The organism is Pedobacter sp. GW822-FHT03F06 (assembly GCF_058801365.1).
Genome location: NZ_JBXANE010000007.1, coordinates 112,712 through 125,303, shown reverse-complemented (window position 1 = coordinate 125,303; position 12,592 = coordinate 112,712). Strand labels below are relative to the sequence as shown.

The 12,592-nt window shown below is 40.8% G+C and carries 7 protein-coding genes; all 7 read right to left on the bottom strand.

Annotation, left to right across the window (positions count from 1 at the left end):
• Nucleotides 1-107: 107 nt before the first annotated feature.
• Nucleotides 108-1,316 (bottom strand): FecR family protein, encoded by a 1,209-nt coding sequence (locus tag AC1RJ8_RS13855; RefSeq protein ID WP_492954329.1) that lies wholly within the window; start codon nt 1,314-1,316, stop codon nt 108-110.
• A gap of 79 nt (nt 1,317-1,395) precedes the next feature.
• On the bottom strand, nt 1,396-1,986 hold the full coding sequence (locus AC1RJ8_RS13850; protein WP_057930542.1) for an RNA polymerase sigma factor: 591 nt from the start codon (nt 1,984-1,986) through the stop codon (nt 1,396-1,398).
• Nucleotides 1,987-2,696: 710 nt separating this feature from the next.
• Nucleotides 2,697-3,815, bottom strand: coding sequence for a redoxin domain-containing protein (locus AC1RJ8_RS13845; RefSeq protein WP_492954328.1), 1,119 nt, complete (start codon nt 3,813-3,815; stop codon nt 2,697-2,699).
• Nucleotides 3,816-3,863: 48 nt separating this feature from the next.
• Entirely contained in the window at nt 3,864-5,117 is a 1,254-nt protein-coding gene (locus tag AC1RJ8_RS13840; protein WP_492954327.1) for an amidohydrolase family protein, read from the bottom strand.
• Between the two features lie 81 nt (nt 5,118-5,198).
• Nucleotides 5,199-7,766, bottom strand: a complete 2,568-nt coding sequence (locus tag AC1RJ8_RS13835; protein WP_492954326.1) for a zinc-dependent metalloprotease — start codon at nt 7,764-7,766, stop codon at nt 5,199-5,201.
• A 17-nt stretch (nt 7,767-7,783) separates the two neighbouring features.
• Nucleotides 7,784-9,181 carry a RagB/SusD family nutrient uptake outer membrane protein gene (locus AC1RJ8_RS13830; RefSeq protein ID WP_492954325.1) on the bottom strand — a complete coding sequence of 466 codons (1,398 nt, stop codon included), beginning with the start codon at nt 9,179-9,181 and terminating at the stop codon, nt 7,784-7,786.
• 11 nt (nt 9,182-9,192) lie between these two features.
• Nucleotides 9,193-12,513 (bottom strand): TonB-dependent receptor, encoded by a 3,321-nt coding sequence (locus tag AC1RJ8_RS13825; protein ID WP_492954324.1) that lies wholly within the window; start codon nt 12,511-12,513, stop codon nt 9,193-9,195.
• Nucleotides 12,514-12,592 lie beyond the last annotated feature (79 nt).

The following is a 12,592-nucleotide window of genomic DNA, read 5'->3' as shown; positions in this document are numbered from 1 at the left end:
CCTCTACTTTCCACGGCGAAGGTAAACTGTTGGTTTAGTTGATTATTTTCTGCTGACTATCGTCAAACTTTGCCAGGTTCCTTTAGCGGAATCTGGCTTTTTTATAGTTATTTAGTTACGAATACTTTCCTCCCTTCAATTCTAAAGTGAACTAATCTGGTTGATTCTAAAGCCATTAAAATCTGGCTTACATTTTTCGATCTTGAAACGTTGCCAGAGAATTTCCCTACCGGCACTTCTCCTTCATAAATTATCTCAATGGCATACCACCGGGCAATATCCTGCATAATATCCTTGATACCGACCCCGTTAAATATGAAATTCCCGTCTTTCCAGGCCAAAGCGTTTTCGAGATTAACATTTGAAACCATAATCTGGTCATTTTTTAATATAGACTGTTGTCCAGGACTTAGCTTGATTTCGTCGTTGTAGCGGATTTGGGTATCCTTATTCCAGGCCGCCGCCTGATACGAAACTTTTACACTTCCCTCGGCAAGCGTGGTGGTCTCGAGGCGATCGTCGGGATAGGCTTTAACATTAAAATGAGTACCCAGCACCCTCACTTCCTGATGTTGCGACTTTACAATGAAAGGCTTCTCATCATCCTTGGCAACCTCGAAATACGCTTCCCCCTCCAGTTTAACCATTCTTTGTTTATTGGCGTTAAAGGCTGTGTTGTAGGTAAGTGATGAGGCGGCGTTCAGCCACACTAACGAGCCATCGGGAAGTTTTAACCGATAGGTTTCCCCTTTGTTTGTCGCCAGGGTATTATTCCCGGCCAAATGATCGCTTTCCTTATCAAGGATCTCATAAACAACCTCGCCTTTACTGTTCCTTGAGATCAGAAGTCCGGGTTCCCTGGCTATCACGCCGGCAGACACAGCACCGAGTTTGATCGTACTTCCGTCCGCAAGTGTGAGCGTTGCAGCTACTCTTCCGGGAGGAATATCCGTAGCGGGGGAAATATAAGTAAGCTGTTGCTTTTGAGAATCAACAAAATGATAATATAGTAGAGATGAAACCGCAATAATCACCAATGAAGCGGCAATAGCGATTCTTGAGGTAAGGGAAAAAACCTTTCTCAAAGGTTGCCGCTTTGATATGATTTCCCGGTAAATCTGCGTTGCCCGAAGGTCGTCGATTTCACGAAGATGGATATCACTTAACTCATAATCCATTTCTAAAAGATCGAACAATCGTTTTTCGGCAGCATCATGTTTTAAAAATTCGCTGAATTCAGCCAGCTCTTCCATTGATGCTGTTTGATTGCAAAATTTTTGATATAAAGTAATGATGTGTTTGTCTTGGAAATCCATAATTACAGAGAGAAATTGTCACCCCTTTTTTATATCAATCCGCGAGAACAGATTATGGGGGTATAGAAATAAAAATAAATTACAACAATTTGAAAATAATGGCAATAATTACCGCATCGGTATTATTTTTCAGATAGGCACGAAGGAAACGGAGCGCGAGTTTCATATAAGCTTTAACCGTTTCGACGCTTAAATTCATAATATCTGCAGCCTGCTCATACTTGTAACCCTGATTTCGGCAAAGTTCATAAACCAGTTTCTGTTGAGGGGGAAGTGAGTTTACGCCATCATGAAGTTTTTTCCTCACATCGGATAACAAGATGTTCTCTTCTGTTTCATTGTGGTATTCTTTCCATTGTTTCCCCATCTCTACTTCTGCTTTTGACTCCAAAACCTTCCTTCTCAGTAACTGAAAGCTTCGGTTACGTGTGAGGGTAGTTAAAAATGCAGCCAGGTTGCTATTTTCCTTGAGATTTGAAGCGCTTAGCCATAGTTTAAGCATTACATCCTGGAGAACCTCTTCTGCATGACTTTCAGATTTCAATAAATATAACGCCCTGGAAAATACCATTTGCTGATAATGATCATATACTAATTTAAAAGCACTCTGATCCCCTGCAGAAATTCTACTTAGTATTTTTTCCTCATCTGGAAGGGGCTTTGGTGACATTGAATCAAAATTAGATTAGCAACAGTAATTTATTGATTAAACCTCTACAAAAACAATCGTACGCGAAATTTAAGCAAGAATAAGGATTTTGACATATAAAAAGGCACGAAAAACACAATTACCCCACCTTTACAACAATAAGCATCTGTTTATAATCAATCTACTTAAAAAAAAATAGCTATTTTATCTATTTTCAATGGAATTTCTACAAAATCGATCAAATTTTGCAGCCAGAAAAGACGTAAACATGTATAAACCGGTTAATGCCTCCGCAATTAGCCTTTTATCATCTAAATAGAAATGAAAATTAACCTCAACTAAACTGCCAATAACGCATCAAATTATTGGAATGGCGGGCAGGTCGTTAATTACCTTGCTAGAAAGATTGCCAGCTATCCTAAATTAAGGGAGTCAAGGCTAAATCCATTGACTCCCAGATTTCAGTATTTATTCGATATTTTTTTGGATGCTGGCTACGAAGCTCAACAGATTAGTCTAAGTATTTTGAATACAGGAATCGACCAGTTTCCCTCAGGATTATTCAGTATAGCTAAACCAGTTCGCATGGCGCTCGAGAGGGTACCAATGGAAAATGGAGGAGAGCTAGGAATTACAAATAATGAAAAAATTATATTTTAGGACGCATTTGCATTTCCTGAAGATAAAGCTTGCAAAAGACAGGCGCTCCGACTTTGCAAGCTTATCACCCACTAATTGTTCGTCTTAAATAGATTTCGCATGAAATCACTCAAGTGCTGCCCTCTGAGCTTAGTTGCTAAGATCTTTCCTTTAGGATCCAAAATAAGATTAGAAGGTAATGCCATTACCGAATAGGCTTCGGCCAAAGGTCCCTTCAATGCAAGCGGATCATTGAGTTGCACCCAACTTAAACCATCATCAGCTACTGCCTGACGCCAATTCTTTTCATTAGTGTCCATGGAGATGCTTACGAAAACAATATTCTTGTCCTGATATACCGTATTTAACTGTTTGAGCAAAGGATGCTCCTCACGACATGGCTTACACCAGCTTGCCCAAAAATCTATAAACAGATATTTCCCCCTGTAATCTTTAAGGTCAAATTTTTTACCGTTGATGTCTCTCAATACAAAATCAGGTGCCTGTTTACCAACAGCAATGCCTTTAGACGCATCAATAAAAGCTTTGATACGTTTCGCATAATAGCTCCGTTTTGCACGTTCGGACAAGTGTGTGTAACAAGCTTCCGCCCTTAAGGCATCGGTACTGTTCATGTGGCTACTGATAATCGCCAGGCTGGCAGCAGCAGCATTAGGATATTCTTTGACGAACGATAAAGTCAGGCTATCAATCTTCCGGTGAAAATCTAGATAGACACGGCTGTTTTTATCATAAAAATCTGTTGAAGTTGCCTTCAACTGGTCTCGGTATTCACCGGTTATTGCTAGTTTTTTCTTATTAAAAGTATTGAAAAGCACATCTTCCTTTGCCCCGGAGATTTCCGAATAGTAAAATTTGGCAACGTTACCACGTAGATTTATAGTCTCATTGTCCAATAGAACAATCTTCAACTGCTGATTAATGGAGTTACTTAATGTACATTGCAAAGCTTCGGGCAGGCTACCTTTAAGTAATATCCTGTTGTCTTTAACCAGTGCTGAATCTGCAAATCTTTTTCCCGAATATTCGTAACTCAACGAAACTTTGGTGCCATTGGGCGCTATCATTTCTCCCTCAATCACGTAGCCCCCGGTTCTGAAAGCAGTAGTCGTGAGTGCAAAAACAAGAATACTGCAACAGATAATTAGACCAGGTATTATTCTGGTTGCTTTTAGCGTAATATTTTTCATATCAATTTTATAATGGATTTATGTATGCTCTTAAACAGTTTGCTACTGCTACTTTATATCGACTATCTTTCCTGATTTGATGACCATATGGATAGCCCTTAGCTCCTTAATATCATTTAAAGGATCGCCGTTCAGCACCAGTAGATCCGCCATCTTACCGTTTTCAATTGTTCCGATGTTTTTTTCCTGGCCAATTACCCTGGCAGAAATAACAGTTGCAGACCTCAATGCATCTATGGTGCTAAAACCGCACTTATCTACAAAGGAATTTAACTCATCCAGCAATCTGGGATGAGCACTTTTTAAGTCTACAATCTGGTCGGTTCCAGCATTTATGGCCACACCTTCTTTATAGATCTTTTTCAACAATGTGAAAATCCAGGGATCGCGCTCCTCAGAAACGCAAAGTGTAGCATCGAGTATGCTATTATTGGCCTTCATAATATCTGAAAATGGCTTTATATCTAAAGTATTGATCACACTATCTTTGTAACTAAGTGGCGTTTTTCTTTTGAAAAAGAGTGTGTCTGTAAGCAGGTTTTCTAACATGAATACGTGCGAAAGCACTTCCATCCGGGAAGAAGCCACATCCATTGGATTTGCCGGGTACATCATTACGTGCCCCCAGGTTTTAAGCCCGTGTTGTTTTGCGGCAGCAACAACTTTTGGCAACAGCACTTTATCAAATGAATGATATAGTTTAACGCCTGTTGCGCCACAAGCCTTTGCCTCTTTCATGGCGCTATCCAAATTGGTCTTTTCGGTAACCAACTGTCGCCATGGCTCATAGGGTTCTTTATGGAGATTAATCCCCCTGTTGTAGAACCAATCACCGGCCATCACCGCTGCAAAATACACGCTGGCTCCCTGACGCTTACCGCTGTTAATCGCACGCTGTGCTTCGAGCAGTGATGCACCATCGCCTGAGGCATCTCTCACCGAGGTTACCCCATGTTGCAGGTAGTAATTTAAATGACTGTAGGTATTTTCTATGTTGTTTTTAGTTTGCGCAGTGACGTGAACGTGGCCGTCTATCAATCCCGGAATAAGATATTTTCCGGAGAGATCCACCACCTTCGCATTTTTCCAGTTCTTCCGGCCGTAATCTATACTCAAGATTTTGCCCTGGGAAATTGCAACATTCCTTCCTTTCCTATATCGACCTTTGTTGATATCGAGCACGTTTACATTTTTCAGTATCAGTAAAGCGGTATCTGCCGGCATTTTCGTTGCCAAAAGTAGCTCTGGGTTAGAGAAGAGAAAAATTACGATTATGATGAGTGACTTTAATGTTGTTTTCATACATTTTTGATTAAGTAAATGAAAACGCAGAGGCATCCACCATCTGCGTTTCACATTATAACTACCTATTTAAAAAGCGAACTAATAATTTAAGCCTGGAATTGGAGATTCGTTGATGATTTTATCCAACATCTGCTTCAGGTACTCTAAATGTATCCTGGTATCCTTATCTTTAGCTTTAGGAATGCCGCTGCCAATATCTTTTCTCAATTCTCTTAAGTGCGCAAATGCCAATGCCTTCACGTTTGAATAAAGTAGTACATCAGTTGGGGTAACAGCTGCTAAAATATTATCGATTGAGCCTTGAAGTGCGAAACGTTTATTGTACATCGTGATAATACTGCCTACATACATTTTTTGCAATGCCCTTCTGTACTCATCAGTTGGAGCACCTGTGTATAGTTCAGTAAAAATGCCTTTTTTCAAATCCGTCAACCATTCGGAAGGTGAATAAGCACCCTTACCATAATCTCTCTGATTGATCATCATCCGGTATAATCTGGATTGCGAGGTAACCGTCGCTACAATTTCCTGCTGGAGGCGTTGAACGCTGTTACCGCTATATCCTGGTTCAATCTTGTTAAGGATATTTTTATCTAACAACCAGGTTGGCGTCTTAAAAATCTGTTCGTTAAAAAACTTTATAGACTCTTTTTGCTTAACAAGACTAACCGGTTGATAAATTGCACCAGGTTGATCTGATAACTTTTCAGTTACCATCACGCCCCCGAGGTTTTTTAACACATGGTTTGCGTAGCGGTTTAACTGTGCAACAGTTGCTTTGTACATTGTTGTAAGCTGAGTGTAATCTTCGCCTTCTTCACGGGTCCAGGCATCTAAATTTGGAACAATGCGTTTCAGGTTTTTTATACCATATAAACTGGCTTTAATAGGATCATCGCCCAAATCTTCTGACTGAGATCTTGGATCATAATCCCTTCCTTCGCCAGAAAACCACAACCTCTTATTCTTCGCCAAACGATCTCTGGTAATAACATTAAGTATCTTCTGCTCGTCCTTTGCTGCTCCTGTTGCCGGGAAAGCCTTATAACCCCATTCTACTGCCCACTTATCGTAGTCGTTAATGCGTGGAAAAAGACCTTTTTCAGAAATCCCATCTTCGGGCTGTGCGACATAATTGAAACGGGCATAATCCATGATCGATGGGGTGTGTCCATTGGCTTCTACCCAGGCCTTATCTCTAAGCTTTTCTACAGGTACTGAGCTACTGGCACCCATGTTGTGTCTCAAGCCAAGCGTATGCCCTACCTCATGAGAGGAAACAAAACGGATGAGCTGGCCCATCAATTCATCATCGAATTTATTTTTCCTGGCACGGGGATCTACCGCAGCACACTGGATCATGTACCAGTCGTGCACCAATGTCATTACGTTGTGGTACCATCCAATGTGGCTTTCTAATATTTCGCCACTTCTTGGATCAGATACGTTTGGTCCGTACGCATTAGCGTTTGACGAAGCAAAATACCTTACCACAGAATACCGGGCGTCTTCCAGGCTCATGGTAGTATCGCTTTCCGGCCACTCCTTACCGATGATTGCATTTTTAAAACCTGCCTGCTCAAATGCCTTCTGCCAATCGTTGATACCCGCAATTAGATAAGGTCTCCATTTTTTAGGCGTAGCCGGATCTATGTAGTAAATAATCTGTTTTTTAGGCTCTACCAACTCGCCGCTTTTGTATTTAGCCAGATCTTCTTCTTTAACTTCCAATCGCCAACGGTTCACAAATACCTCATCTTTAACCGACTGTTGATCGTCTGTAAATTTTTTGTAGCTGTTCACGAAATACCCTACTCTCGGGTCAGCATAACGTTTAGCCATTGGCGTTTCGGGCAACAATAAAAATGAAGCATTGATTTCTAAGGTAATCGCTCCGGCAATAATGGCTGCAGGTAAGTTAACTCCGGTAGAATTATAAGTTCTAATGGTTCTAATTTCTGTGTTAATTGGAAAAGATTTCACGCTCTTCACATAAGAGCGATCTGCTGCTGGCGCACCCATCCCGTAATTTTTCTTACTATCAGGATTAAAAGTTACCAGCGGGTTCTCGCTTAATAGTAAATCGGTTACTTCAATTACGATTGATGCAGAATCCTTGCCCAATGCCTTAATTGGAAAGGAAGCCAGAATGGGATTGATATTTGAATTGCTTACTGCTTTTGAAATCATATCTGCAGAGTCCGCTACGCTCACTTGCGCTGCAACCCTCATGAAAAGCCTGTTGTCTGGCCCTTGTTCCCAATAAATCATTCTCCTGCTAATTTCCTCTCCTCCAAAATTACCAGCTCCTGGTGTAGAACCACTTAACCGGGTTACCACAAGAATATCTTTTTTTAGAAGCTTCTTAGGAATTTCAAAAAAGTACTTTTCGGCAATTTTATGTACCGTCATTAAGCCTTTTTGTGAAACGGCTTTACTGGTAATGATATCCCTGTAGGGCTTCAATGCATTTTTAACGCTATCGGCCTTAGGTTTTGGCGCAGCTGTGCTGCTAGCTGTTTGAATTTTAGATTTACTTGGCTTTTTCCTGACCAATACGCAAGAGCTAATGCACAAAATAAGGCAAAACGCTATTACTCCCAAACTCGATAGCCTGGGCGTGTTTTTAAAAAATTTAGTATTCATATTATTTTATTTCCAGACTATTGTAACAAGTTTGGGTTAGTATTAAGGATAGATTGTGCAATGGGATAAAATTTAGCTTCTGGCTTCCAAGACGGCTTTAATGCACTTAACACGGCATCTGCCTGACCCGTTCTTTTAAGGTTAAACCAGCGAAATGCCTGTTCGCAGAAAAATTCTTTTCTGTATTCCAAAGCAATTTCCTGCAATAAAATGGTTGGATCAGTAGCTGTTAGTGCTCCTAAACCCGCTCTTTGCCTGGTTACGTTCAGATCACTAAGGGCACCGTTTATATTGGAATTAATTTTCACCCTTGCTTCGGCACGGATTAAATACTGTTCGGCCAAACGTAAAATGATTTGAGATTCGGTAACATTGGCAGCCACAGCTTCTGCCTGGGTGCGGTACTTGAACTTGGCTGGAACGACGTAAACGCTTCCTCCAATGGTCAGATCCCTCATCCACAAACTACGGCGTCTATCTGCTGTTCCTGTGAAAATATCAAGAAAAGTAGGGCGTAACTGAAAATTTAATGCTGTCAGCGTATTGGAACTTGGAAGAAAAGAGGCCGTTTCGGTTGTATACTGGTTTGTTGCCTGTAATGGTTGAGGAAGCTGCCAAATGCTTTCTGTACTGTTTTTCACAAATAGCGCTGTTCCCATGGTAGCGGTGGGTACCATACTATATAAATTGGCAGCTTGAATAACTTCTGTAGCATTGCTTTCCGCCAGTGGATAGTTCTCCGTATAAAGGTAAACCCTGGCCAATAATGCTGCTGCTGTAAACTTGTTTACCCCAATTCTATCTCCCTTGGTAAATGAATAGTCTGCAAGAAGATCAGCCTTTGCTTCATTAAGATCTGTAATAATTTGCCTGTAGATATTGGCAACCGTTTCGCGGGATTGGTAAGCAGTAGTATTTACATCTGTTTGCAGCACCAATGGCACAGCTCCATAAAAGTTGGCCATAATAAAATAGCAATAGGCACGCATTAACTTCGCTTCTGCCAGCATTTGTTTGCTTACCGCCACTGAAGTACCAGAATACTTTGTTAAGCCTTCAATAATTGCGTTGGCACGGTAAATAACCTGATAAAAACCGGTAAAGGGCTCGGTAGATGCTGTTAATGCAACATAAGAATTTGCATTGAACTCTTGTAAATTTACAACAGATGCCAGATACCTAAGGTCATCTGCCATTAGCGAAGTATTAATGGGTAAACCAGTGGTTTGAAAGGTGATCTGTGCGAGTTGCCCATACATCCCTGATAGTGCGGATAGCGCTGTTCTGTCTTGGGTAAATATTGCCGCCGATGGAGTTTCGTTCAACGGGGGTTTAATTTCAATCATTTTCTCGCATCCCATAAGGAATATGGCTACTAGGCCAATAATATATTTGGTATATATGCTAGCTTTCATTCTCTTTATATTTAAAATGTACATTGTAAACCTGCAGTAATGGTTCGAAGTGGTGGAGTTGCTGCGCCTTGCGACTCAGGATCATAACCATCGTAATTGGTGATCGTAAATAAATTCTGTCCCTGAACGTAAAATCTTATGCTTTGCGCCTTTATTTTTGAAAGCAAACTGGCGGGTATCGAATAAGAGAGGCTAACGTTTTTCAGCTTGATGAAGGATGCATCCACTATGTTGGCATCCGAAGCAGAATAATTTAAAAAGGCTGAGTAGGCGGCAGATCCCTGAGTGCTTCTGGCATCCTGGGTGACCAATTTATCCTGAGATCCTAGTGCGATATAATCCCGCATCACCGAAGCCGATGCATTATAAGGAAAACCAGGAGGATAAAAAGTCGCTGCAAACATATTTTTACTTTTTTGCTTCACAAACTGAAAAGTAAAATCAAGATTAATGCCTTTGTAAGTAAGTGAATTTGTTAAGCCACCGAAATAATCAGGATAACTTGTACCTACATAGTATTGATCTCCACGACCCGTATCTAAAAAGCCCGTATTCACTACACCGTTCCCATTCAAATCTGCAAAATCTGGCAATCCAGTTGTTGGATTTATTCCCGTATATTTTAATGTATAAAACGAGGCCAAAGGTCTTCCTACAACATATCTGGTAAAATAACTGGTTTTATCTATATCAGGATACGATAAAAGCTTATTCCTGTTTTTGGAGATATTGAAGGTAGAAGTCCATTTAAAATCTTTCTTCCTGATGTTTGTACTGCTCAAAGAAAATTCTAAACCACTATTTTGAACATTGGCAGGAAGATTGGCCTGATAGCTGGGAAAACCCGTTTGAGGACTAATCGGAAATTCCAATAATTGGTTTCCGGTACGATTTCTATAAGTTGCTGCCGTTAAGGATAATCTATCATCAAGAAAGCCTAATTCTAACGCAACTTCCAGTTTCTTAGTTTCTTCCCACCTAAATTCATTGTTTGCAATCCTGGAAGGTTGAAGGCCAACATAACCGTTGTATACATAAGGGGAAGAGGAGTAGCTATCATAATATTGGTAGTTGCCTATCTCATCGTTACCAACAATACCATAACTGCCTCTTAATTTACCGAAACTGAACCAGCTCAGCTTATTTTTCAGGAAACGCTCTTCAGAAAAAATCCATGCACTGCCAACAGAGCCAAAGTTCCCAAAACGATTGTCAGGTCCAAATCTAGAAGAGCCATCACGTCTAAATGATATATTAGCGATATATTTATTCTGAATGTTATAATTCACACGACCGAATACCGAAGCGTATTTAAAGTCGCTTGAGCCACTCGTAATTGTTCTTGTTGCTGCCGATCCGATGTTAGATAAAAATTCATCAGACGGAAAATCCCTGGCGTTAACACTATAGGGTTGTTTCGACTGTTTAAACTGCCATGATCCGCCAGCCAGGGCTTCCAGGTTGCCTTTCCAAAGCGCCGTTTTATAAGTTACCTGCGGCTCAAAGATATAATTGTTTGTATAAACATATGATTCTATTACAGAGCCTGTTGTTGGCGGATTAGCGCCCAAGTTGTTTAGTGAACTTAACGGACGAACAGCCGTGGTCCTCATATCTGTTTTACTGTAACCCAAAGATGCCTTCACATCCAATCCTTTTAATACCGTATACTTCAGGTTAAGGTTAGTTAAAAAGTTACTACCCCTGGCATCATTACTTTGCAAAAGAAAGCCTAATGGGTTGTTAAAACCAGATGCCCAATATAGTGAGCCATCTGGATTGTACAAAGGAAAGTTTGGCGGCAGGTTGTAAGCGTAATTGCCAATCTCTGTGATCGCAATATCATTCTTATCGGCTGAGTACATGGATGAAACCGACAAAGCAAAGCGCTGATCGACAGAAGAGTGATTAAAATTCAAATGTGCACCTCCTCTTTGATACGATTGCTCTCCAGGATAAATATTGGTTTCTTTGTGGAATGTTCCGCTCAAATAGAAATTAGTACGTACATCACCACCAGAAATACTGGAAGTAATATCATGGGTGCGGGCCGTGTTTCCAAGTAAAATTTTGGGGAAATTCTGATCGAGATTAGGATCCCATGTTAAGTCGGCATCAAAAGCGCCTGGAACAGCCGCGGGGTTGTTAGCAAACGCCTTTCTTCTTAATGCCATATATTCGGTTGTACTTAACAACTCCACATAGTTTGCTACTTTAGACATACCGGTATTAGCGTTTACAGAAAACTGGGTTTTTCCAGCCCTCCCCTTTTTAGTGGTGATGAGGATTACTCCATTTGCGCCCCGTGAGCCGTAAATTGCCGTAGCATCAGCATCTTTTAGCACTTCTATGCTTTCAATATCAGAAGGGTTGATGATATTCATCGGGCTGGTATTGCCCTCTGCAGACAGGGCTGCTGTACCTGTAGCCGCAGCGCTGATAGGCTCGGAAAGGAACGGTACTCCGTCAATTACATAAAAAGGGCGGTTTACTTTTCCAACAGAATTAACTCCTCTTATCTGAACGTTGATAGCAGCACCAGGTAGTCCGTTGGTTTGTGTGATGGTTACTCCGGCCAGTCTGCCCTGCAAAGTCTGTAGTGCATTGGTTACCGGTTGTCTTTCAATATCTGCCGCACTAATGCCTACTTGAGATCCTGTGCTTAGTCTTTTGGTTGTTGTACCATAGCCAATGATCATCACTTCATCAAGTTTGGCCGGATCAAGCTCCATTCTCACCTCCATTTTAGCCTGAGCTGGCAATTCCTTAGTTTTATAACCTACATAGCTAAATATCAGGATGGGATTTTCATCCTTTGAAGAAATGAAAAAACGGCCGTTGTTCCCTGCAATAATCGTACGATTGGTTCCTTTCAATTTTATTATTACCCCAGGCAGAGGTTTACCCTCCTCATCTAAAACCGTCCCAACCACTTCGGTATCCTGAAAATAGTCCGAAATCTGATTAATCAAATTACGTTCCTGTACGATTACGGTTTTATCTTCTATAGCGTATGTTAAATTTTGATTGGCAAAACAGGCTTTCAAGGCCTCTGCTACACTTACCCCCTGAAGTTTAACAGTAACTGGTTTAGCTTTTTCCATCATTCGCATATCAAATACGAAATCATATCCGCTTTGCGCCCTGATTGATTTAAATACAGATTCTAAATCTGCATTCCGCTGAATCAATGTGATTTTCTGAGCAGATGTAGAAGCGGTTACCTGCATCATGATGCCAAATATAAAGATGGTAACTAAACGCATAATACGGCGAATTTGTTGGACATGCCCCGAAAGGCCACCCATATTGGTAGTAAAAATTTTGTACATTTGTTTGGTTTAAGTTGAAGATTCTCAATAGTTCTGAAAGCTTAAAATCATTCTACGCCAGGGGTGTTCCAGCACCTCT